Source organism: Stenotrophomonas sp. 80084_Sma, assembly GCF_056481995.1.
The window spans coordinates 3,674,259-3,697,963 of the sequence record NZ_CM151177.1 but is presented as its reverse complement, the minus strand read 5'-3'; the positions used below and the strand labels follow the sequence as shown (position 1 = coordinate 3,697,963).

Here is a 23,705-nt window from a genome sequence, read left to right as displayed (position 1 = left end):
CTGCACCGCATGACGTGTGAGGATGCGGTAGCGGCGCCACCCGGGTGCGTCGCCCGCAATGGGAGAGCGTGGATGCAGCGTGTGCGTGGATGGAGTGTGGCGGCCTGCCTGGCCGTGAGTGGCTGTGCGATGTCGGTGGCGCCGCCGGCAGCGCAGAGTGAAGCGAAGGAGAGCGCGGCAGCCGCTGCGCCAGGCGTGGTGCTGCCGGATACGGAAGCGTTGCGCATACATGACCCCGTGGGCCGCGACTATCCGATCTGGGTGGCGCTGCCGGCCGACTATGCCGCGCACCCTGAAAAGCACTATCCAGTGCTGTACGTGACCGATGCGCTGTACAGCTTCCCGCTGGTGCGCAGCGTGCGCAATCTGGTGGGGCAGCAGGGCGTCAACATCGAGAATTTCATCCTGGTCGGTTTGCCGCCGCAGGAAGGCCTGACTTCAAAGCAGAGCCGCTCGCGCGACTACACGCCCAGCAATCCGGCGCGCACGGTCGATGGCTATTACAGTGATGACGTCACCTACGGCGGTGCCGCGCACTACCGTGATTTCCTGGCGACACAGGTGCTGCCGATGGTCGATGCGCGTTATCGCACCGATCCCGCCCGGCGCATGTTCGCTGGTCATTCCTATGGCGCGCTGTTCGGCGCCTATGTGCTGACCACTCAACCGGACATGTTCAGCACCTACATCCTGTCCAGTCCTTCGCTGTGGTTCGACCAGCTTCTGCTGCCGCGCATGCAGGATGCCGCAGTCATCCCGACGCAGCCTACGCGCGTGCTGCTGTCGGTGGGCAGTTACGAGACGGACAAGCCAGGGCCGCGTTATTCCACCGGCAACGACATGCTGAAGCAGACCGCGGACTTCACTGCCCAGCTGAAGCGCACGGGGCGCAAGTTGAAGGTGGACAACGTGGTGATTGACGGCGAGGACCATCTTACGGTCTACCCGCAGGTGATCACTCGCGCACTGCTGGAGGTGATGCCGGGTGAAGGGCCGTACACCGGCGGTTGATGGGGGGCTGCATCCACGCATGGCGTGGATCTACCGGTGGTGTTGACGCGGATCCATGCCGAAGAGAAACGGAATCAGTAGATCCACGCCAGGCGTGGATGATTGCCTCAGGCCGCGCTGGCCTGCGGCGGCGGTATCAGCGTGGCATCCGCTGCGTGCCGGAAGCACAGCCGGATGGCATCGAGCAGCTCGCTCATGCTGTACGGCTTGGGCAGGAAGTGGATGCCGGCGCGCAGCTGCGGCAGCACGCGGTGCTGGTCCATGCCGGAGGTGACCAGGATCGGCAGCTGTGGCAGGTGCTCACGCACGCGGTTGGCGGTTTCGATGCCGCTGATGCCGCCCAGGCAGACGTCGGTGAACAGCAGGTCGAACGGTTCACCGGCGTTGAGCAGGCCCAGCGCGGCCTCGGCGCTGCTGACAGCGGTGACCTGGCAGGCCTGGCTTTCCAGGGCGAGACGACTGAGTTCCTGGGTTTCCTCGGCGTCCTCGATCAGCAGGACGCGCGGTTCCACAAAGCGCTTGGACAGCAACATGACGCGGCAACTCCGGACAACAGGGGGAGCGAAAGGCGCGCAAGTATGCGCAAGCCGGTAGTGATCCCGGCGTGCACGGCAAGCTAAGTGGGCGTTACAGCTGTCCGCGTCGCTGGCGGCGCACGTGCCAGGCCAGCATCGCCACCGCCAGCAGCGCGGTGCCGATGCGCAGGCTGGTGGCCTGCCAGCCGAGCGCGACGGCGTCGTCAAGGCTGAACACATTCCAGGCCAGGTTCATCGAAACATGCAGGACCAGGCCGCACCACAGGGTGTCGCCGTCGAGGTGGTCGAGCCAGGCGAAGATGAAGCCGCCCAGGGCGATCACCGCGCCGACGAACAGGGCGATGCCGCCACCGTCGAATCCACCGAAGCCCAGCCAGTGCACCATGCCGAACAGCAGTGCCTGCGGCAGCGCGAGCAGCGGCCACGGACCACGCACGATCTTCATTAGGAGCACGAAGCCGAGGCCGCGGAACAGCACTTCCTCGGCCAGTGGGAACAGCACGGCCAGCATGGTGGCGTCCAGCGCGGTCAGCGCGGTGTTCGGGGTACCGAGCAGCGCCAGGCCCAGCCAGCACGGCAGGCTGGCCAGCAGCACCCACATCAGGCCTCCCCAACCATTCCCGCGCAGCCCGAGGCTGGCCAGCAGGCCCATGCCACGGGGCCGCAGCAGCGTGGCCAGCAGTAGTGCCACCAGCACCGCCAGCGCGTTGTCCAGCAGGCTGCCGCCGTAGGGTATGGGCAGGGCGGGAATCGGAGTCCCTGCGGCCGCAGCGATATCGCGCAGGTTCAGGCCCAGGCCAACGCCCAGCAGGACCAGCAGCAGGCGCGCGGCGGTGGGCAGGCGGGACAACGCGGTCAAGTACGCACTCCCTGCGGAACAGGGGCCCAGTGTGTGCGACTGCCGCCGCATCGGCACGCGTCGGAAGTCCCTGTGCCATCGGTCATGCGTTGCCGCACAGTCATCACCGCACAGGTACAGTCGATGCAGGACCGACAGGAGCAATGCCGATGCTGTGCCCCGTGTGCAAGACCCAGACCCTGCAGATGGCCGAACGCCATGGCATCGAGATCGACTATTGCCCCGGCTGCCGGGGCGTGTGGCTGGATCGTGGTGAACTGGACAAGATCATCGAGCGTGCCGGTGCCGGTGCGGCCGTGCCGCCGCCCGCGCCTGTGCAGCAGCATCCGGCATCCTCTCCGCCGCCGGTGATGCACCGTGATACCCGCCACTTGGGCCAGCGCTACGAGGACAATCGGGGCCACGGATACAAGAAAAAGAAGAAGGACAGCTTCCTGTCGGAACTGTTCGACTTCTAGGCGCTTCGCGCTTTGTAGAGTCGAGCCATGCTCGACTGGCTGTTGCCGCCAAGAGTCGAACATGGCTCGACTCTACAGGTTAGGTGCAGTCGAGCATGGCTCGACTCTACATGGAGCGCGTGATCACTACCGCCGCAGGATGAACTCGCGGTCGTGGGTGCCGCCGACGATGAAGTCGTACTCGCCAACCTTGCTGCAGCCGTAACGCGCATAGAAGCGCTGTGCGCCGAAATTCTCTTCCCACACGCCCACCCACAGGGTGCGGCGCTGCGGCTGGTCCAGCCAGGCCATGAACGCGTCCATCATGCGTGCGCCATGGCCGCCGTTCTGGTGTGCGGCCAGGATGTAGAACCGCTTCAGTTCGATGTCGCCCTCGCGTGCATCCGTGTGCGGCAGGGTGTTGGCACCGGCGGCCAGATAGCCGACCACGGCGTCACCGTCCATCAACAGCCAGATGGCACTGCGTGGATCGGACAGTTCGATGCGTTGCGGTTCGCTGCTGTAGTGCGCCTGCAGGAAATCGTGCAGCTCCTGCGGCGGATAGGAATCGCCCCAGGTTTCGTTGTAGGTGGCAATCGCGATGGCCGACAGCGCGTCGACGTCGGCAAGGGTGGCGCGGCGGATCTGCAACGACATGGCGGTGCCTGCATTGGAACGTGGCGCAGTGTAGCCGGCCCCGGCGGCTGCCGGGGCTGGCCATTGCTCACGAACTGCTGCTCAGAACCACATGCGCACGCCGGCCACCCAGCGTGTGTCGCGTGCGTGGTCACCGGCGTAGTCGGCGGTGTCACCAAACGTGCGTTCGTGGCTGATGCCGATGTAGGGCGCGAAGCGGCGGCTGAACTCATAGCGCAGTCGCAGCCCGGCTTCGACCTTGTTCAGGCCACGGCCGATGCCGTACTCCTTCTCGTCCTTGGCCGCGACGGTGGCTTCCAGCAGCGGCTGCAGAATCAGGCGGTTGGTCAGTAGCACGTCGTACTCGACCTCGGCCTTGGCCAGCACCTGGCCGCCGGAGCCCATGTACAGCGTGGCCGAGCTCTCGAACTTGTACGGCGCCAGGCCCTGGATGCCGACCGCCGCCCACGTGCGCGAGTCGGCCGGGCGGAAGTCCTGGCGCACGCCGACCAGCACGTCCCACCACGGCGACACGCTGCGGCCATACAGTGCTTCCAGTGACGACGATTCGGTGCGGCCACGGCTGCGTTCGCCATCGGTGCGCAGCCACAGGCGGTTGATGTTGCCGCCGATCCAGCCGGTCGCCTCCCAGGCCTGGCCATTGCTGCTCTTGCCATCCCAATGTTCCAGACGGTCGATCAGCAGCAGGCTGTTGATCTCTGGCGCATGCTCCATCGCACCGTGTGCGATGGGCGGGAAGGCCGCGGCGCGGTCGGCGTCGGTCGGCACCGGGATGGGGTCGCGCGGTTCGGTCGGTGCAGGCGATCCGTGGCCCATCGCGGCGTGGTCCATCGTGGAATGATCCATCGTGGAATGGTCCATCGTCGCCGGCTGCCTCGCGCCATGGTCCATCTTCGAGTGATCCATGGCTGAGTGGTCCATCGCGCCCGAATCCATCTTCGAATGATCCATCTTCGAATGATCGATCGGTTCGACCGGCGTCTTCGCGGTTTTCGCGGGCGGATCCATCGCGGCCATGTCATGACCAGCGTGCGACTGCGCGAACACCGGCATTGCAGCGGCCAGGCCCAGGGCCAGCAGGCTGGGGGAAAGCAGTGAGCGGCTCATTCTTCGATCCTCACTTCGCGCATCATGCCCGCTTCCATGTGGTACAGCAGATGGCAGTGGTAGGCCCAGCGGCCGAGTGCATCGGCGCGCACGCGATAGCTGCGGCGGGTGCCCGGCGGCATGTCGATGGTGTGCTTGCGCAGCTGGAACTCGCCCTGTGCGTTTTCCAGATCGCTCCACACGCCGTGCAGATGGATCGGGTGCTGCATCATGGTGTCGTTGACCAGCACGATGCGCATGCGCTCGCCGTAGTTCAGCCGCAGTGGTTCGGCGCTGGCGAATGGGATGCCATCGAACGACCAGGAGAACTTCTCCATGTGTCCGGTCAGGTGCAGCTCGATCTCGCGGTTCGGCTCGCGGCCATCCGGGTCTTCGAACAGGCTGCGCATCGCGCCGTAGGTCAGCACCTGGCGGCCGTTGTCGCGCAGGCCGATGCCGGGGTCGTCCAGCTTCGGTTCGGAGGCCGAGCTCTGCATGTCCACCAGCGGGTTGTTGCGTTCGCTGGCAGGGTGCTTCGGTGCCTTGCTGGCGGCATCGCCGCCGCCGTGCGCGCCGTGGCCCATGCTGGCGCCGCAGCCGCCTTCCATGCTCTTCATCGCGGCCATGTCGTGACCGCCGTGGCCACCACTGCCCATGTCGTGACCCATGTCGCTCATCGTCAGCAACGGACGTGGATCGCGCGCGGGAATCGGTGCCTGCAGGCCATGGCGAACCGCCAGCGTGCCGGCGGCGTAGCCGGTGCGGCCCATGTCCTGGCAGAAGATGGTGAAGGCGTCCTGGCCGCTCGGTTCGACGATCACATCGTAGGTTTCGGCCGGGGCGATGCGGAACTCATCGATGCTCACCGGGTGGATGTACTGGCCGTCGGCAGCGACCACGGTCATCTTCAGGCCAGGAATGCGTACGTCGAAGTAGGTCATCGACCCGCCATTGATGAAGCGCAGCAGCACCTTCTCGCCGCTGCGGAACAGCCCGGTCCAGTTGCCGGCCGGGGCGGTGCCGTTCATCAGGTAAGTATAGGTGTGCGCGTTGATGTCGGAGATATCGGTGGGCGTCATCCGCATCCGGCCCCACATGCCACGGTCGGACAGCGCCGCCGACCAGCCGTCGCGTTTCGCGTCGCGCAGGAAGTCGGGCAGGGTGCGCTTGTAGTAGTTGTCGTGCTCGGCCAGCTTCTTCATGCGGCGGAACAGCGCGCCCGGGTCCATGTCGGTCCAGTCCGACAGCATGATCACGTGCTCGCGGTCGTGGTGGTACGGCGCCGGTTCGGCCGGGTCGATGATCAGCGCGCCGTACAGACCAGCCTGCTCCTGGAACATGGAGTGGCTGTGGTACCAGTAGGTGCCCGACTGTTTCAGCTCGAAGTGGTAGTGGTAGGTCTCGCCGGGGCCGATGCCGTTGAAGCTCAGGCCGGGCACGCCGTCCATGTTGGCGGGCAGCAGGATGCCGTGCCAGTGGATCGAGGTCGGGTGGCGTTCCAGCGTGTTGCGCACGAACAGGTCGACGGTCTGGCCTTCGCGCCAGCGCAGGATCGGTGCCGGCAGCGAGCCGTTGACGGTGATCGCCGGGCGGGTGCGGCCGGTGAAATTGGCGAGCGATTCGCCGATGGCCAGTTCGATGCGGGTGTCGCTGAGCACGGCGGGGGCGCCGGCCAGCCGTGGGGCGGCCGTGGCGGCGGCGAGCGCGCGCTGCGGCACGCCGACAGCGGCGATGCCGGCAACCACGCCGCCGGCGGCCAGGCCCTGCACGAACAGGCGGCGCGACGGCATGGGCACAGCGCCCGGACCGGGGGGAATGCGGGTATTCATGATGGTGACTCCAGACACGTAAAGACGCCGGCAGGCGGCCGGCTGCGGTGCGCAGGGCGCACGATGCGTGTGGAATCAGCCGATGGGAGGACGCGAGATCGGCGGCAGCGGCGGCGCCGGGCGGCCATTGGCCGGCATCGGCTGCGGGGCCAGCGACAATGCCGGGCCGGCCATGACCGGCAACGGCAGCACTACCAGCAGCGGGTGCTGGGCACAGCTGCGCACGCAGTCCTTGATCTGGCAATGAGCGTCATGGGCGGGGGCCTTGGCCTGCGGAGCCTCGTCGGCCTGCATGCCGGCGTGGTGGTGGCAGTCGGCGGTGCCGCCGTCAACAGCAGTGGCTACGGCGTGCGCCATCCGGCCCATTTCCTCGTGACCACTGGCCATGGCCGCGTTCAGCCCGTTGAGCAACAGGCTGAGCATGAGCACGACACGGAGCAGGGTCGAGGCCAGGGACATGACGCTAATCTAGCTGCAAGCGGGCGCGGATGCACTTCAGGCTGAATGGCCGGTTCAAGGTTGGACCAGCACCAATGTAGAGCCGCTATCCTTCTTCGCGCACGATCTCGACCAGGCGCGGGCCGTAGCGGCTCAGCTTGGTGCCGCCGATGCCGCCGACCCGGGCCAGTTCGTCCAGGCTGGTCGGGCGCTGTTCGGCGATGTTGCGCAGAGTGCTGTCGTGGAAGATCACGAAGGCCGGCACATTCTGTTCGCGGGCCAGTTCGGCACGCAGGCCGCGCAGCGCGTTGAACAGCGCCAGATCCTGCGGCAGCACCGACAGGCCGGTGCGCTGCGCGCTGCGCTCGCGCCCGCTGGTGCTGCTGGCCGGGTCGCGGCGCATGCTGATCTGGCGGCGGCCGGTCAGCACGTCGCGGCTTGCATCGGTCAGGCGCAGGCCACCGTGGCCCTCGCTGTCCACTTCCAGCAGGCTGGCGGCGACCAGCTGGCGGAACACGCTGCGCCAGGTGCGCGCGTCGAGGTCGCGGCCGATCGCGTAGGTGCTGAGCTTGTCGTGGCCCTGCTGCTTCACCTTTTCGTTCTCGCTGCCGCGCAGGACATCGATCAGGTGGCCGACGCCGAAACGCTGGCCGCTGCGATAGACACAGCTCAGCGCCTTCTGCGCCGGGATGGTCGCGTCCCAGGAGGCGGGCGGGGTCAGGCAGTTGTCGCAGTTGCCGCAGGGCTGGGGATAGGTCTCGCCGAAACCGGCCAGCAGCACCTGGCGGCGGCACTGCATGGATTCGCAGTAGCCCAGCAGGTGGTCCAGCTTGGACCGCTCCAGCTGCTTGCGCTCTTCGCCGGCTTCGGACTGCTCGATCATCTGCTTGAGCAGCACCACGTCACCCAGGCCGTAGCACAGCCAGGCCTCGGCGGCCTCGCCATCACGGCCGGCGCGGCCGGTTTCCTGGTAGTAGCCTTCCATCGACTTGGGCAGATCGGTATGCGCGACGAAACGCACGTCCGGCTTGTCGATGCCCATGCCGAAGGCGATGGTGGCGCACATCACGATACCGTCCTCGCGCAGGAAGCGGCGCTGGTTGCTGGCGCGTACTTCCGGTGGCAGGCCGGCATGGTAGGGCAGGGCGTTGAAGCCCTGGCCGCAGAGGAATTCGGCGGTCTCTTCGACCTTGCGCCGCGACATGCAGTAGACGATGCCGGCCTCGCCGCGGTGGCCGCGCAGGAAATCGGTCAGCTGCTTGCGGGCGTTGTCCTTCTGCACCACGGTGTAGCGGATGTTGGGGCGATCGAAGGAGCTGACGAAGTGGCGTGCTTCCTGCAGATCGAGGCGCTCGGCGATCTCGCGCTGGGTCGGCGGATCGGCGGTGGCGGTGAGCGCGATCCGCGGGATCTGTGGCCAACGCTCGTGCAGCACGGTCAGCTGGCGGTACTCGGGGCGGAAATCATGGCCCCACTGCGACACGCAGTGTGCTTCGTCGATGGCGAACAGGGCGATCTGGCTGCGCGACAGCAGTGACAGGAAGCGGCCGGTCAGCAGCCGCTCGGGAGCGACATAGAGCATGTCCAGCTCGCCGGCGAGCAGTTCGCGCTCGACGCGCCCGGCGGTCTCGGCATCCAGGGTGGAATTCAGGTACTCGGCACGCACGCCGAGCTGGCGCAGGGCTTCGACCTGATCCTGCATCAGCGCGATCAGCGGCGAGATGACGATGCCACAACCGTCACGCAGCAGGGCCGGCACCTGGTAGCAGAGCGACTTGCCGCCGCCGGTGGGCATCAGCACCAGGGCATCATGACCGGCAGCCACATGCTCCACGATGTCCTGCTGGGGACCACGGAAATCGTCGTAACCAAAGACGCGTTGGAGCAGGTCGTGCGCGGGACGGGAAGCCATCCGGCTAGTTTACCCCGGCGGGGGTTCGGCAGGGCTGCGCCCTGCACCTGCAGAAGCCTTCAAGCCAGAGCAACGTCAAAGGCAACAGCCGGCTCTGGGGTGATCCGTGGGTTGGCGGGGCGGTGTGGGATTGCGGGGACGCCGCAAGTACGTCCGTGTAGGCTTGGCAGCCGCATCCATGCGGCTGACACCCCGCAATCCGACACCGCCTCGCCCTCGACAGGTTCACGCGGCTGTTGGTAGGTGTCGACCTTGGTCGACACATCTGTCAGATATCGACTGAATTCATCCGTGTCGACCAAGGTCGACACCTACCAGAGCGGACGCTGTTCCGGCAGATCGCAGAAAACTGTCGAAGGCGGGGGGGGGCCGGTTGCGGGGGCGTGAGCGCCATGGATGGATTTACGGCGTCCCCCGCAACCGGACCCACCCCGCCAACCCACAGATAGCCAGCTTCTGCTCTGGCTCTGGCCTTGGCTTCAAGGCCTCTGCGGGTGCAGGGCGCAGCCCTGCCGAACACCCCCAACCCTTACTGCAGCAGCGAGCGCAGCATCCAGGCGTACTTCTCGTGGGTCTGCAGGCGCTGGGTCATCAGATCCTCGGTCGGGGCGTCGTCACCCTTGGCCGCCACGTCCAGCACTTCACGTGCCGTACGGCAGACCGCTTCGTTGGCGACCACCAACTGGCGTACCATTTCACGCCAGTCCGCACTGTCGGTCAGGCCCGGTTCCTCGGCGATCGAGGTCAGCGCAGCGAATTCCCGGTAGGAGCCCGGGGCATTGAAGCCCAGCGCGCGGATGCGCTCGGCCACGTCGTCCAGTGCCGCCCACTGCTCGGTGTACTGCGTCTCGAACATGGTGTGCAGCGAGTTGAACATCGACCCGGTCACGTTCCAGTGGAAGTTGTGCGTTTTCAGGTAGAGCGTGAACGCATCGGCCTGGAAGCGCGACAGACCGTCGGCGATCTTCTTGCGGTCGCCCTGGGTGATCCCGATATCGATGTTCGGCGCCGACGGTGCCGCCGCTGCAAGCTTCTGCTTGCCGGTCTTGGCCTTGGTCGTGCTCTTGGTCTTCGCCATGGGGTTCCTCCTTGTGGAATCGTTGGCCTTCACAATAAACCGGTCGTGATGACTGGTCGCTTTCAAAGTTTTGAACGAACCGATTGATGAACTCTATCGATAAAAATCCATCGCCCCGCCTGCGCCAACAGCGCGCCGCCATCGACGGCGCCATGAGCCGCGACCGGGGCCGTTTGCTGGGGATGCTCTCGCGTTGCCAGGCCAAGCCACAGGATGCGGCACTGGCCGCCACTTTCGAGCAGGCCTTGCAGGCGTCGGTGCAGCGCCGGATGACACGGGCGCAGCAGCAGCCGTCCATTACTCTGGACCCGCAGCTGCCGATTGCGCGTGAAGCCGACGCCATCATCGGGCTGATCCGCGACCACCAGGTCGTGGTGATCGCTGGTGAAACCGGCTCGGGCAAGACCACCCAGCTGCCGAAACTGTGCCTGGCCGCAGGCCGTGGCCAGGCCGGCATGATCGGCTGCACCCAGCCGCGACGGATTGCTGCACGTGCGGTGGCCAGCCGCGTGGCGCAGGAACTGCAGAGCGAACTGGGCCAGCTGGTCGGCTACCAGGTGCGCTTCAACGACAAGGTCAGCGAAGACAGCCGCATCAAGTTCATGACCGACGGCATCCTGCTGGCGGAAATCGCCAGTGACCGCTGGTTGTCGAACTACGACACGATCATCGTCGACGAGGCGCACGAACGCAGCCTCAACATCGACTTCCTGCTGGGCTACCTGAAGCAGCTGCTGCGCAAGCGCCCGGACCTGAAGCTGATCGTCACTTCGGCCACCATCGACACCGAACGCTTCGCCCAGCATTTCGACAATGCGCCGGTGATCAGCGTTGAAGGCCGCACCTACCCGGTGGAAGTGCGCTACCGCGCGCTGGAAGGCGAGGGCGAGCAGGAGGGCGAGCGCACCGTCAACGACGCCATCGTGTCGGCCATCGACGAAATCACCCGTCTGGATTCGCGCGGCGACGTGCTGATCTTCCTGCCGGGCGAGCGCGAGATCCGCGATGCGCACCAGTCGCTGGAACGCCGCAAGTACCGCAATACCGAGGTGCTGCCGCTGTACGCGCGCCTGTCCAACCAGGACCAGGACCGGGTGTTCAACCCCGGCCCGAACCGCCGCATCGTGCTGGCCACGAATGTGGCGGAAACCTCGCTGACGGTGCCACGCATCCGCTACGTGGTCGATCCGGGCTTTGCCCGCGTCAAGCGCTACAGTCCGCGCAACAAGCTGGACCGTCTGCACATCGAGCCGATCTCGCAGGCTAGCGCCAATCAGCGCAAGGGTCGCTGCGGCCGTATCGCCGAGGGTATCTGCTACCGCCTGTACGCCGAGGCCGATTTCCAGGCGCGGCCCGAGTTCACCGATCCGGAAATCCGCCGCTCCAGCCTGGCCGGGGTGATCCTGCGCATGCTGCAGCTGGGCCTGGGCCGCATCGAAGAGTTCCCGTTCCTGGAAGCGCCGGACGAGCGTGCGGTGGCCGATGGCTGGCAGCAGCTGACCGAACTGGGCGCGATCGACGCCGAGCGGCGCATGACCACCATCGGCAAGCAGATGGCACGCCTGCCGGTGGACGTGAAGCTGGCGCGCATGCTGGTGGCCGCGCAGGCTGCCGGCTGCCTGCGGCCGATGCTGGTGATCGCCTCGTTCCTGGGCATCCAGGACCCGCGCGAACGCCCACCCGAAGCGCGTGGCGCGGCCGACAGCGCGCATGCGCAGTTCGCCGATGGGCGGTCAGAGTTCGTCGGTGTACTGCGCCTGTGGGAAGCCTACCGGCAGGCCCACGAAGACCTGACCCAATCGAAGCTGCGTGACTGGTGCGGCCGCCATTTCCTTGGCTTCCTGCGCATGCGCGAGTGGCGCGAGCTGCATCGCCAACTGCGCCTGCTGTGCGAGGAACTGGGCTGGAAGGAAGAGGCCAACGAGGCCTCGATGGCGCCGTTGCTGGCTGGCAGCAGTGCACCGGCTCCGGCGCGCGATGACGCCGCTGCAGTGAAGGCCACCCGTGGCCAGCTGCATCGTGCCGCGCGCCTGGCCCGCGAAGGCAAGGCCGAGGCGGCCCCGGCGCCAGTGCCCGTGCGTGCGCAGAAGGAACAGGCACCGGCGGGCGGCGGTTTCAGCGAGCGCGTGCGTGCCGCTGCGTACCAGACCCTGCATCGCGCGCTGGTGGCGGGCCTGCCGACGCAGATCGGCCACCGCACCGAGAAGGGAGATTTCCAGGCGCCACGCCAGCGCCGCTTCCTGCCGTTCCCGGGTTCGGCGCTGTCCAAGCGGCCGCCGCCGTGGCTGCTGGTGGCCAACCTGCTGGATACGCAGAAGGTGTGGGGCATGACGCTGGCCGCGATCGAGCCGGACTGGGTGATCGCCGAACTGCCGCACCTGCTGCTGCGCAAGCACTTCGATCCGCACTGGTCGCGCGCGCAGGGCCAGGTGCTGGCCTCCGAGCAGATCAGCCTGTTCGGCCTGGTGCTGGCGCCGAAGAAGCCGGTGCACTACGGCCGCATCGCGCCGGGCGAGGCACATGACATCTTCGTGCGCCAGGCGCTGGTGACCGGCGAGATCAACACCCGCGCCAGCTTCGTGGCCGACAACCAGAAAGTGCTGGAGATCGCCCGCGAAGAAGAAGCCAAGCTGCGCCGCGCCGGCATCGTCGCCGACGAGGACTGGCAGGCGCGCTGGTACCTGGACAGGGTGCCGCCGCAGATCCATTCGGCCGCGGGGCTGGATACCTGGTGGAAGGGGCTGGCGCCGGAACAGCGCAAGACCCTGCACTGGTCGCTGGTCGATCTGTTGCCGGGTGAGGGCAGCGAACAGGAGCGTTACCCGAAGTACCTGCCGCTGGGCCAGGCGCGCCTGCCACTGCATTACCGCTTCGAACCGGGTGCCGACGACGATGGCGTGACCCTGGACGTACCGCTGCACCTGCTCAACGCACTGGACCCGGTGCAACTGGGCTGGCTGGCGCCGGGTTTCGTCGCCGACAAGGCCTCGGCACTGATCCGCAGCCTGCCCAAGGCGATGCGCCGCAACTACGTGCCGGCACCGGACTTCGGCCGCGCGTTCTACGAGGCGTTCCCGCAGCCGAGCGCCGATGCCATTACCGGCGAACTGGCGCGCTTCCTGTCACGTGCGACCGGCGCAACGGTGACCGCGCTCGATTTCGAGCCTGGTTCGATCGAACCGCACCTGCACATGAACCTGCGGCTGCGCGACGAGCAGGGCAAGGTGCTGGCGACCTCGCGCGATCTGGACACGCTGCGCGCGAAGTTCGGTGGGCGTGCCGGCGATGCCTTCGCTGCACGCGCTGGGCGCGAGATGGCCGCCGATGGCCTGCGCACGTTCCCGGCCACGCCGATTCCGCTGCAGGTACCCGGTGAAGCGGGCGTGCCGGCCTATCCGGCGCTGCTGGACGAGGGCGACAGCGTGGCGCTGCGCATCTTCGCCGATCGCCAGCAGGCGCTGGAGGCCCATCCGCTGGGCGTGCGCCGTCTGCTGGAGATTGCCCTGGCCGAGAAGGTGAAGCAGGCGCGCAAGCAGCTGCCGGTTGGTGCCAAGACCGGCCTGTTGTATGCGGCGATCGAGTCGCAGGAGCGCCTGCGTGGCGACCTGGTCGATGCGGCGATGAACGCGGTGCTGGCCGAGGGCCTGGAAGACATCCGCGATGCGGCGGCCTTCGAACAGCGCCGTGAGCATGCGGCCAAGGCGTTGTTCGGCGAGGCCATGTCGCGGCTGAAACTGGCCGAGACCATCCTGGCGCTGGTGGCGGAACTGAAGCCGATGCTGGAAGCACCGTTGATGGGCTGGGCACGCGGCAATCTGGACGACATGGAAGCGCAGCTGGTCGGGCTGATCCATCCCGGCTTCCTGCGCGACACGCCGGCCGACGCGCTGGCGCAGTACCCGCGCTATCTGAAGGCGATGATCCTGCGCACCGAGCGTGCCAAGCGTGATCCGCCACGTGACCAGGCACGCATGCTGGAACTGCATCCGTTCCTGGAAGCGCTGGCAGCGGGGGAGCAGCAGGGACTGCGCGAGCGCCCGCAATGGCAGGCGCTGCGCTGGGATCTGGAAGAGCTGCGGGTGTCACTGTTCGCGCAGGAGCTGGGTGCGCGCACCGGCATCTCTGCGAAGAAGCTGGCGCAGCGGGTGACCGCATTGCGCCAGGCGTGACGTCGTTGCTGCAGAGCCGAGCCCACGCTCGGCTCTGCAGCAAGGTCACGGCGTTACTTGGTTCGGCGCACCTTCGGCTGGGTGTTCACGCCGTCGACCTTCAGGTACCACACGCCCATCACACCGGGCTTGATGCTGACGGCGGGGGACTGCTTGCGCACACCGGCCAGGGTGCTTGCATCGGTCTGCTCCCATTCCTGGCCGTTGTCCAGCACGTAGACGCGGCCCTTGCCGAAGCCGCGGAACTCGCCCTGCAGCACGCCGGTGATCGGCTCGCTGCTGCCGAAATCGAAGAAGCCGCGATTCTTCACGATCACTTCCTGACGGCCTTCCTCGCGCGCCGTTTCCCGTACGGCCGCAACCGCCTGGGTGGTGGCCGCTTCGACCTTGCCCTGCAGCCAGCGGTTCAGCGTGGCCAGTTCCTGCGCGTTGAGCTTGTCCAGGCCGGCCGCCTTGAACTCGGCCGGTGACATCTGCTGCTGCAGGTCACCCTCCACCACGCGCTGGGCCAGCGCAGGCGCCGACAGGGACAGCAACAGTGCGGCACAGGCCAGCAGCCGTAGGCGGAAACGCGGGACGATCGAGGACATGTCGGGACTCTCCTGGGTTTGCCCGCGAGTGTAGCGGCATGTCTTCATGCCGGGTGATGGTGGCCGCGGTGATTGTCCCTGAACGGCGCCGGCGCTAGTGTAGGGGCCTCTGTCTTGCCTGCTCGATGCTGTGAACCGCGCTTCCGTCCCCGGCCTGGATGCCTTGTTGAACCGCCCCTCGGCAGCCGTGCTGCCTGCTCCGCTGCGCCAGGCCCTGCGCGGGCACTGGGAAGCACCGGACTGCGACCATCAGATGCGCGCCAGCTGGTCGGTGCTGGGCGACACCCTCGACGCACTGGCGATGCTCTCGGCCGACGAAGGCGCGGTGGTCGCGGCCCTGCTGTTCGATCTGCCCGGCCTGCGCGCCAGCCTGGAGCAACTGCCGCTGGGCAATCACAAGGCCGCAGTGATCGGCCTGCTGGATGGCCAGGATGCGGCCGATCCGGTCTGGGCACTGCATGCCGGCCGTGAGGCCGGGCGCAACAGCGAGGGCCTGCGCCGCCTGCTGCTGGCGATCATCCGTGACCTGCGCGTGGTGCCCATCCTGCTGGCGCGGCAGCTGGCGCGCATGCGCGCGGCCGACAAGCTGGACGACGAGCAACGCCGCGCGCTGGCGCAGCTGACCCGCGACATCCATGCGCCGTTGGCCAACCGTCTGGGCATCTGGCAGCTGAAGTGGGAGCTGGAGGACCTGGCGTTCCGCCACCTGGAACCGGAGACCTACCGGCGCATTGCGCGGGAGGTGGACGAAACCCGCATCGCCCGCGAGCGTTACGTCGAGAACGTCAAGAAGGTGCTGTCGCGCGAACTGGTCGCGCAGGGCATCAAGGCCGAGGTCAGTGGCCGCCCGAAGCACATCTACAGCATCTGGCGGAAGATGCAGAAGAAGCGGCTGGCGTTCGACCAGCTGTACGACATCCGTGCGGTGCGCGTCATGGTCGACGATGTCGCCGCCTGCTACGCCGCGCTGGGCGTGGTGCATGCACTGTGGGCGCCGGTGCCCAGCGAGTTCGACGACTACATCGCCCGGCCCAAGGCCAACGACTATCGCTCGCTGCATACCGCCGTGGTCGGCCCGGAAGGGCGCACCATCGAAGTGCAGATCCGTACCCACGAGATGCATTCGCAGGCCGAGCTGGGCGTGGCCGCGCACTGGAAGTACAAGGAAGGCGGCAAGGGCGCGGAGAAGTCCTTCGACCGCAAGATCACCTGGATGCGCCAGCTGCTGGAGCAGGCGCAGGACGGGCAGGGCAATGAACTGGCCGGGGCGCTCGATGCCGAGCTGACCGAGGACCGGGTCTATGCACTGAGCCCGAAGGACGAGGTGCTGGACCTGCCGCAGGGCGCCACACCGCTCGATTTCGCCTACCAGGTGCACACGATGGTGGGCCACCGCTGCCGTGGTGCGAAGGTGAATGGCCGTATCGTGCCGCTGACCTACCGCCTGCGCAGCGGCGACCGCGTCGAGATCCTGACCGGCAAGGAGGCCGATCCGCGCCGCGACTGGCTGATGCCGGCCAACGGCTTCCTGGCCAGCAACCGCTCGCGCGAAAAAGTACGCAGCTGGTTCCACAAGCTGGACCGCGCGCGCAACGTGCAGGCCGGGCGCGAACTGCTCGAGCGCGAGCTGAAGCGTCTGGGCCTGCAGCATTCTGATCTGGCGGTGGCGGCGAAGAAGTTCCATGCCGACAGCGTTGACGACCTCTACATCCAGGTGGCGCTGGGTGACACCGGCCCGAACCAGGTCAGTCGTACCCTGCTGGAAGCCGAACGTGCAGCGAGCCAGCCGGCGCCCGTGCCAGCCCTGCCGCGGCCGACCGCGCGCCGTGAGAACCTGGGCAAGTCCAAGTTCACCGTGCAGGGCGTGGGCAACCTGCTGGTGCAGCTGGCGCGTTGCTGCCAGCCAGTGGCCGGTGAACCGATCGTCGGCTACCTGACCCGTAGCCGGGGTGTCACCGTGCATCGTGCAGACTGTGCCGCGCTGGCCCGGCTGGCAGCCACCAGCCCGCAGCGCATCCTGCCGGTGGAGTGGGGCCAGGCCGGTGGCGGCTACGAAGTGGACGTGGTGGTCACTGCGGTCGACCGCCGCTGGCTGCTGAAGGACATCACCAACCTGATCGCCCAGGAAGACGCCTACGTGCTCGACATCCACAGTGACAACGTGCGCAACAGTGGCCGTGCCCACCTGCGCCTGCGCCTGAAGGTGAGCGACTACGGCCAGCTGTCGACCCTGCTGGGCAAGCTGGATGCGCTGCCCGGCGTGAGCGAGGCGCGTCGCCTCGGCTGAGCTTCACGCTGCCCCGGCTACCCTGCACGCATGGAACGCGAGCCTCCGCATCGCCCGCATGGCGCTGAACATCCTGCGCTGGACCGCGTCCGCCGCGAAGGCCGTTGGTGGTGGCTGCAGGCACGTCACGCGCGCCGGGTGTGGCGCTGGGCGCTGGTCGCGGCGCTGGCGGTGTTCGTGCTGCTGGTGCTGCTGCGCAAGCCGCTGGCCGACTGGTTCTGGGATGAGCCTCAGATTGAACAGTTGCTGGCCGAAGGCGATCGCGCACTGGCGGCTGGGCGGCTGAGTGCCGCCGATGGCAGTGGTGCGCGTGAGCGCTACCAGGCCGTGCTGGCGCTGGATGGTGATCGTCCGCAGGCCCGTGAGGGGCTGGCCCGTACCGGCGCCGCGGCCCTGCAGCAGGCCAGCGAAAAACTGCAGGCCAACGACCTCGAAGGCAGCGCGCAGGCGCTGGCACTGGCCCGGGAACTGCAGGTGCCGCAGGGCGATGCGGACGCCGTGGCACGCCAGCTGCAGGCCCGGCGCAGCGCAGGCGCCGGCGTCGGTGCACTGCTGGCGCAGGCGCGCAACGCCTTTGCAGCGGGCCGGCTGGACGACGGTGACAGCAGCGCGCTGCCCCTGTTCCAGCGCATCCTGGTACTGCAGCCGGACAATCTGCCGGCGCTGGAAGGTCGCGAGGACGCACTGAGCGATCTGCTGCAGCAGGCCCGCATCCTGGCCGGACGCGGCGAGCTGGCCGAGGCAGCCGCGATACTGCAGCGTGCGCGCCAGTTCGATGCCGGCCACGCCGATCTGCCCGCCAGCCAGGAAGCATTGGCACAGGCCGTCGACCAGCGCCTGCGCCAGGCCCAGCGCGCCTTGCAGCGTCGGCAGCTGGAATCCGCAGCGAAGGGATTCCTCGCCGTGCTGGCAGTGGCGGTTGATGATTCCAGTGCCCAGCGCGGCCGCGAACAGACCTTGCAGGCGGTGCTGGCACGCAGCCAGCAGCAGGCCGACGATTTCCAGTTCGAAGCGGCGCAGGCCGATGCCGCGCTGGCAGCGGAACTGGGTGCTTCGCCGGCCGCGCAACAGCAGCTCGCGCAACGCCTGCAGCGCGCCCAACAGGCGCAGAAGGCGCTGCAGCAGCCGGCGGTCAGCAACACGCAGCGCGAGCGCCAACTGCGCGACCACCTGCGCAGGATCGAGCGCGCCGAACGTGCCGGGCAATGGATCAGCCCCCCGGGCACAGTGCGTTCGACGCGTTGCGCGAAGCGCAGTCACTGGCGCCACGCGATGCACGGGTGAAGGCTGCCGCAGCGCGGCTGCTGCCCGCCAGTCGCCGCTGCTTCGACGACAACCTGCGGCAGAATCGCGTGCAGGCCGCAGGTGCCTGCCTGCAGGCGTGGCAGACCCTGTCGCCGACCGCGGCCGGGCTTCCCTCGGCACGCCTGCGCCTGGCCCAGCGCTGGCTGGCGATCGGCAGCGAACGGCTCGGCAATGGAGACCTGGCGTTTGCCGCACACGCCGCCGAACAGGCCCGGTTGCTGCAACCGGACCTGGCCGAGCTGCCGGCGTTCGAAGACCGCCTGCGCCGCGCCGGCGGTCGCCCGGATTAGGTGAAGAACACCCGCTGCACGGTCGCGCGGGCAGCGTCGAGGGAGAAGTGCTCTGCGATGTTGGCCAGGCCGGCGTCGGACAACTGCTGCCACAGCTGCGGATCCTGGTACAGGCGGACCACCGCATCGGCGAAGCCCGCCGCATCATCCGCCACCAGCACGTCCTGGCCCGGGTGCAGGTGCATTCCTTCCACAGCGCAGGTGGTACCTACCACCGGCTGGCCATGGGCCATGCTCAGGTTGATCTTGCCCTTCACGCCGGCGCCGAAACGCAGCGGCGCGATGGAAATGCGTGCGCCGTCCATGTAGGGCGTGATGTCCTCGACGAAACCGTGCATCTGCACGCCGGGTTGGCGTGCGGCCAATGCCAGCAGCGATTCCGGTGTGGCGGCACCGATGCAGTGCAGGCGTACCTCGGGCAGGCGGGCGCGGATGCCGGCAAAGACTTCGCCGATGAACCACTCCATGGCATCCAGGTTCGGCGGATGGCGGAAGCCGCCGACAAACACCAGATCATGGCGCTGTTCGAACGGTTTGCCGGCGCCGGCGACGTCGTGCAGGTTGGAGATCAGCTCCACCTGCACGGAAGGGGCGTCGGCCTGCAGCTGCTCGCGCTCGGCGGCACTGACCAGCACGGTGACGTCGCACTGCTCCATCACCGCCAGCTCGCTGGCGCGGGTACGCTCGGCGGCGCGCAGCAACCCGGCATCACCGGCGACTTCGGCACCACGACGTTCGCGCAGGTAGTGCAGGTCCACGGTGTCGAACACGGTGCGGGCCTGCGGCGCATAGCGCTTCAGCAGCGGCAGGCACTCGTGGGCGACATGGTGGCGGACCAGCAGCGCCACGTGGAAACGCGCACCGTGCGTTCGCAGCCAGCTGGCGACGCCATCGAGGAACGGCGCATACCAGACTTCCACGCCCATCCGCTGCAGTGCTTCGGTGGCGGCACCGCCATGTTCGCGGCGGGTGGGAACAAACACCACATGAGCGCCGCCCTGCAGCAGCAGGCGGATCAGGTTCACCTGGCGCAGTGACGCCGAATCGCGATCCGGCTGGGGTACTTCCTCGTCCAGGATCAACACCTGGCGTCGGCCACGCAGCAGCAGCGCGGGTGACGGCACTTCGCCCACCGCCGGATGGTGGGCCAGCTCGGTGGCCCAGCGGGCGGCGAAGATGGCCTGGTTGCGCACCTGGTAGGCCTTCACCCCGCTGCCGGTATCGGTGCCGTTGCTGGTGCCTTCATCGTGGATCACCCGGCTGGCTGGTTGCACCAGCACACGCAGGCCCTGGGCGCGAACGCGGAAGGCCAGATCGGTGTCCTCGTAGTACGCCGGCTTGTAACGGGTATCGAAGCCGCCCAGCTGCTGCCAGAGGGCGCGCGGCAGCATCAGCGCCGCGCCGGAGCAGTAGTCGACGTCGCGCAGGCTGGCAAAGCGTGGGTCGTCCGCCGCCTCGAAACGGCCGTAGCTCCAGCCGCTGCCGTTGGCGAAGATCACACCCCCTGATTCCTGCAGGCGGCCATCCGGGTACAGCAGCTGGCTGCCGACCAGGCCGGCGTCGGGCGTGCTGGCGAACGTGTCCAGCAGGGCATCCAGCCAGCCCGGCTGTGGCACCGTATCGTTGTTGAGCAGCACCACATAGCGGCCGCGTGCGCGCGACACGCCATCGTTGCAGGCCTCGATGAAGCCGCCGTTGTGCTCGCGCACCTCATAGCGCAGTCCGGCGACCTGCGGCATCCACTGCACGGTGGCGTCGCTGCTGCCGTCATCCACGACCAGGATCTCGCACGTCGCCAGCGGCGGATGTGCCGCCAGGGCGCGCAGGCAGGCCAGGGTATGGCCGACGTGGTTGTAGACCGGGATGACGATACTCACTTCCGGCGTTTCGCTGAACGGCACCGTGAAGGGGGCGAAATCCTGTGCCGGCGGCAGGAACAGCGGCGTTCGCGGCGCGGGAACGGCGCGCTGGGTATGCACGCGGATGCGCTGCCAGGTCGCCCGCCACCCACGGGTACGCAGGCTGGCCAGGCTCCGGCGGGCCAGGCCCGTGAGGCGGTTGATCAGGTATCGGATCTCGGCCAGGGACATCGCCATCCGGTTGCAACTCCAGCTTAAGCAGGGGAACCCGGGAGAATTCGCCAGCCGCAGCGGCTGGGGTAGACTCGCCAGACCCTACATTCTCGCATTCCCGTGCCCCGACGCTACGATTCCGACGACATCGACGATTTCGACGACGACGACCAGCAGGACAACGGCCCGCTGTGGCGGCGCCGGCTGATCACCTGGAGCATGGCTGCGGTCGCGTTGGGATTGGGTTTCCTCATTCCCTATACGCTGTACCTGAACCAGCAGGTGACCCAGCGTTTCGGCGAGCTGCGCTGGCAGATCCCGACGCGCGTCTACGCGCGCCCGCTGGTGCTCACCCCCGGCAAGGCGATGGATGCGTCCACGCTGAAGACCGAGCTGGCCGCCTCCGCCTACCGCGATGACGGCCAGGGCAAGGAGCCGGCCACCTATGCGGTGAACGGCGGGCGCTTCGTCATCTCCAGCCGCGGCTACAACGACGTCGATGGCCGGGTTGCCCCGCGCCGGCTCGAGTTGTCACTGGCCGATGGTGCGGTCGCCTCGCTGCGCGACGCCGACAACCGCAAGGCCTTGAAGGCCGCGCGGTTGGACCCGGCCCGCATCGCCACCCTGTACGGCCAGAAGCAGGAAGAACGCCGCCTGATCCGCATGGACGAGGCGCCGGACCTGCTGGTGACCGGCCTGCAGGCGGTGGAGGACAAGGACTTCAACCGCCACCACGGCATCGACCTGTCCGGCATCGCCCGTGCGGTGTGGGTAACCATCCGCTCCGGTGGCCAGAGCCGTCAGGGCGCCTCTACGCTGACCCAGCAGCTGGCCCGCAGCGGCCTGCTTGGCATCGGCAAGGAGCAGACGGTTACCCGCAAATTCAACGAAGTGCTCTACGCGCTGATCATGGAAGCGCGCTACGACAAGCGCACCATCTTCGAGGCCTACCTCAACCAGGTGTATCTGGGCCAGCGTGGCAGCCAGGCGATCCATGGCATGTCCTCTGGCGCCGAGTTCTGGTTCGGTCGCGACCTGCAGTCGCTGGAGACCGAGCAGATCGCGCTGCTGATCGGCCTGGTCAAGGGCCCGTCCTTCTACGACCCGCGGCGCAATCCGGAACGCGCGCTGGATCGCCGCAACTTCGTGCTGGGCAAACTGCACGAAGCCACGCTGATCGATGACGCCGAGTACCAGCGTGCGTTGAAGGCCCCGCTGGGCGTGCCCAAGACGCCGGGCCTGGTTGCCGCCAACCGCTTCCCCGCCTATGTCGATCTGGTCCGCCGCCAACTGGGTCACGACTATCCGGAATCTGCCCTGCAGGGCGCCGGCCTGAGCGTGATGACCGGTATGTCGCCGTCCGCGCAGGCCTATGCCGAAGGCGCGGTGAACCGCACCATCAAGTCGCTGGAGAGCAAGCGTCGCCCCGAACTGCAGGCCGGCATGGTGCTGACCGACGTGCACAACGGTGACGTGCTGGCGGTGATCGGCAGCCGTGAAGTGTCCGAGGTCGGCTTCAACCGTGCGATTGAAGCACAGCGCCCGGTCGGCTCGTTGCTGAAGCCGTTCGTGTACCTGCTCGCGTTGGCGCAGCCGGACCGCTACTCGCTGGCCAGCTGGGTCGACGATTCACCGGTGACCGTGCAGCTCGGCCGCGGCCGCAACTGGAATCCCGGCAATGCCGACAACCGCAGCCACGGCACTGTGCGCCTGATCGACGCGCTGGCGCATTCCTACAACCAGGCCACGGTGCGCGTGGGCATGCAGGTCGGCCCCGAGCGCGTGACCCAGCTGATCCACGTGCTGGCCGGCATCAAGGCCGAGGCGAATCCGGCGGTGATTCTCGGTTCGACCGATCAGAGCCCGTACGCGATGGCCCAGCTGTACCAGTTCCTCGCGTCCGGTGGCGAAATCCAGCCGCTGCATGCGGTGCGTGGCGTGCTCGATCCGCAGGGCAAGCTGCTCAAGCGTTACGACAAGACCCCGGCACCGGCCCAGGAAGGCGACTCGATTGCCGCCAACCTGATCAGTGTCGGCCTGCAGCAGGTGGTTGCCAGCGGCACCGCGCAGCGGCTCAACGCCGATGGCCTCGGCCGCCTGCAGCCGGCCGGCAAGACCGGTACCACCAACGATGGCCGCGACAGCTGGTACGCCGGTTACACCGGCGATCATCTGGCGGTGATCTGGATCGGCAACGACCAGAACGAGCAGGCCGGCTTGTACGGTGCCACCGGCGCGATGCGGGTCTGGTCGGGCATCTTCCAGCGCCTGCCGAGTGCGCCGCTGCGGGTCAGCAACAAGGGCCTGGACTGGCAGTCGGTGGCGCCGACCGGACTCAACAGCACGGATGAAGGCTGCCCGGGCGCGCGTCGTTTCCCGTTCGTGGTGGGCTATGCGCCGGCCTATGCACCGTGTGCGCCGGCGGTGTCGCCGGACGGGCAGGGTGCCGAAGGCGAGGGCGGTGGCTGGCGTAGCTGGTTCGGCCTGGACCGCAAGCCTGAGCCGCCTGCTGAACCTGCCGCGGCGCCCGCCGCCGCCACTCCTCCCCCGAGCCGATGATGCCGATGAACATGCGATCCCTGCTGCAGCCCCTGGCCCTGACCGGCCTCAGCCTGGCCCTGGCCGCCTGCGTCAGCAGCGCACCGCCGGTGGCCAAGCCGCCGGTTGATACCACCACGCCGGCACAGCGCCTGGCTGCGGTGGATGCGGCCGCAGGTCCGGACGACAAGGAGCTGTCGGTGCAGCCGCTGCGTGATTCGCAGGTGGAAGACCTGCGGGTGACCGCACAGACGCGGCGCCAGGCCAACGACCTGGCCGGTGCCGCCAGCAGCCTGGACCACGCGCTGGAAATCGTGGCCGGTGACCCGGCGGTGCTGCAGGAGCGTGCCGAGCTGGCGCTGTTGCAGGGCCAATGGGCACAGGCTGAGACGTTCGCGCGCAAGGCGGTGGATCTGGGCTCGAAGACCGGGCCGCTGTGCCGCCGGCACTGGGCGACGATCGAGCAGTCGCGTCTGGCGCGCGGCGAGAAGGAGAATGCGGTGTCGGCGCATGCGCAGCTGGAAGGCTGCACCGTGCCGGGGATCAAGCGGTACTGAGTTTCCGGCCAACGGCGCAGCCCCTCGTGGCTGGGCATACTGCGTAGAGTCGAG

At 67.8% G+C, this 23,705-nt stretch carries 16 protein-coding genes and 1 pseudogene; 7 read left to right on the top strand and 10 right to left on the bottom strand.

Translation table 11 applies throughout. The features are described 5' to 3' along the window. The first annotated feature begins 72 nt into the window (after window positions 1–72). Window positions 73–1,011: an alpha/beta hydrolase gene (locus ACZK3W_RS17100; RefSeq protein WP_180837838.1), complete on the top strand. Its 939-nt coding sequence runs from the start codon at window positions 73–75 to the stop codon at window positions 1,009–1,011. A 107-nt stretch (window positions 1,012–1,118) separates the two neighbouring features. Here the strand turns inward: ACZK3W_RS17100 and ACZK3W_RS17095 are convergent, their stop codons facing one another. Beyond that, window positions 1,119–1,544 carry a response regulator gene (locus ACZK3W_RS17095; protein ID WP_049400506.1) on the bottom strand — a complete coding sequence of 142 codons (426 nt, stop codon included), beginning with the start codon at window positions 1,542–1,544 and terminating at the stop codon, window positions 1,119–1,121. Between the two features lie 94 nt (window positions 1,545–1,638). Next, window positions 1,639–2,406 (bottom strand): CPBP family glutamic-type intramembrane protease, encoded by a 768-nt coding sequence (locus ACZK3W_RS17090; RefSeq protein ID WP_197615794.1) that lies wholly within the window; start codon window positions 2,404–2,406, stop codon window positions 1,639–1,641. Window positions 2,407–2,555: 149 nt separating this feature from the next. On the opposite strand from ACZK3W_RS17090, the gene ACZK3W_RS17085 reads away from it, so the two are divergent. Next, window positions 2,556–2,864, top strand: coding sequence for a TFIIB-type zinc ribbon-containing protein (locus tag ACZK3W_RS17085; protein ID WP_132810656.1), 309 nt, complete (start codon window positions 2,556–2,558; stop codon window positions 2,862–2,864). Between the two features lie 126 nt (window positions 2,865–2,990). Here the strand turns inward: ACZK3W_RS17085 and ACZK3W_RS17080 are convergent, their stop codons facing one another. From ACZK3W_RS17080 to ACZK3W_RS17055, 6 genes are all read right to left on the bottom strand, one after another. Further along, window positions 2,991–3,500, bottom strand: a complete 510-nt coding sequence (locus tag ACZK3W_RS17080; protein ID WP_197615793.1) for a GNAT family N-acetyltransferase — start codon at window positions 3,498–3,500, stop codon at window positions 2,991–2,993. 81 nt (window positions 3,501–3,581) lie between these two features. After that, window positions 3,582–4,607: a copper resistance protein B gene (locus ACZK3W_RS17075; protein WP_197615792.1), complete on the bottom strand. Its 1,026-nt coding sequence runs from the start codon at window positions 4,605–4,607 to the stop codon at window positions 3,582–3,584. Beyond that, on the bottom strand, window positions 4,604–6,415 hold the full coding sequence (locus ACZK3W_RS17070) for a copper resistance system multicopper oxidase (RefSeq protein WP_107431695.1): 1,812 nt from the start codon (window positions 6,413–6,415) through the stop codon (window positions 4,604–4,606). The genes ACZK3W_RS17075 and ACZK3W_RS17070 overlap by 4 nt, the downstream gene beginning before the upstream one ends. A 75-nt stretch (window positions 6,416–6,490) precedes the next feature. Next, window positions 6,491–6,874 (bottom strand): CopL family metal-binding regulatory protein, encoded by a 384-nt coding sequence (locus tag ACZK3W_RS17065; protein ID WP_049400501.1) that lies wholly within the window; start codon window positions 6,872–6,874, stop codon window positions 6,491–6,493. A gap of 85 nt (window positions 6,875–6,959) precedes the next feature. After that, on the bottom strand, window positions 6,960–8,765 hold the full coding sequence (recQ, locus tag ACZK3W_RS17060; RefSeq protein ID WP_049463264.1) for a DNA helicase RecQ: 1,806 nt from the start codon (window positions 8,763–8,765) through the stop codon (window positions 6,960–6,962). Between the two features lie 529 nt (window positions 8,766–9,294). Beyond that, window positions 9,295–9,843: a Dps family protein gene (locus ACZK3W_RS17055; RefSeq protein ID WP_006439098.1), complete on the bottom strand. Its 549-nt coding sequence runs from the start codon at window positions 9,841–9,843 to the stop codon at window positions 9,295–9,297. 86 nt (window positions 9,844–9,929) lie between these two features. On the opposite strand from ACZK3W_RS17055, the gene hrpA reads away from it, so the two are divergent. Further along, on the top strand, window positions 9,930–14,012 hold the full coding sequence (gene hrpA / locus ACZK3W_RS17050) for an ATP-dependent RNA helicase HrpA (RefSeq protein WP_197615791.1): 4,083 nt from the start codon (window positions 9,930–9,932) through the stop codon (window positions 14,010–14,012). Between the two features lie 53 nt (window positions 14,013–14,065). Here the strand turns inward: hrpA and ACZK3W_RS17045 are convergent, their stop codons facing one another. Continuing rightward, a complete protein-coding gene (locus tag ACZK3W_RS17045) occupies window positions 14,066–14,602 on the bottom strand; it encodes a hypothetical protein (RefSeq protein WP_032130197.1) in 537 nt (178 codons plus the stop codon). A gap of 130 nt (window positions 14,603–14,732) precedes the next feature. Between ACZK3W_RS17045 and ACZK3W_RS17040 the strand changes: the two genes are divergently transcribed. Both ACZK3W_RS17040 and ACZK3W_RS17035 read left to right on the top strand, forming a co-directional pair. Continuing rightward, a complete protein-coding gene (locus ACZK3W_RS17040; protein WP_125892796.1) occupies window positions 14,733–16,889 on the top strand; it encodes a RelA/SpoT family protein in 2,157 nt (718 codons plus the stop codon). Window positions 16,890–16,919: 30 nt separating this feature from the next. Further along, window positions 16,920–18,484, top strand: a pseudogene (locus tag ACZK3W_RS17035) (hypothetical protein). Here ACZK3W_RS17035 and ACZK3W_RS17030 read toward each other — a convergent pair. Further along, a complete protein-coding gene (locus tag ACZK3W_RS17030; RefSeq protein WP_197615789.1) occupies window positions 18,481–20,580 on the bottom strand; it encodes a glycosyltransferase in 2,100 nt (699 codons plus the stop codon). The pseudogene ACZK3W_RS17035 and the gene ACZK3W_RS17030 sit on opposite strands and share 4 nt — an antisense overlap. Window positions 20,581–20,676: 96 nt before the next feature. Here ACZK3W_RS17030 and mrcB point away from each other — a divergent pair, with 96 nt between their 5' ends. Both mrcB and ACZK3W_RS17020 read left to right on the top strand, forming a co-directional pair. Beyond that, window positions 20,677–23,115 carry a penicillin-binding protein 1B gene (gene mrcB / locus ACZK3W_RS17025; protein ID WP_197615788.1) on the top strand — a complete coding sequence of 813 codons (2,439 nt, stop codon included), beginning with the start codon at window positions 20,677–20,679 and terminating at the stop codon, window positions 23,113–23,115. Beyond that, window positions 23,112–23,651: a hypothetical protein gene (locus ACZK3W_RS17020; RefSeq protein WP_197615787.1), complete on the top strand. Its 540-nt coding sequence runs from the start codon at window positions 23,112–23,114 to the stop codon at window positions 23,649–23,651. Before mrcB ends, ACZK3W_RS17020 begins: the two co-directional genes overlap by 4 nt. The last annotated feature ends 54 nt before the right edge of the window (window positions 23,652–23,705 follow it).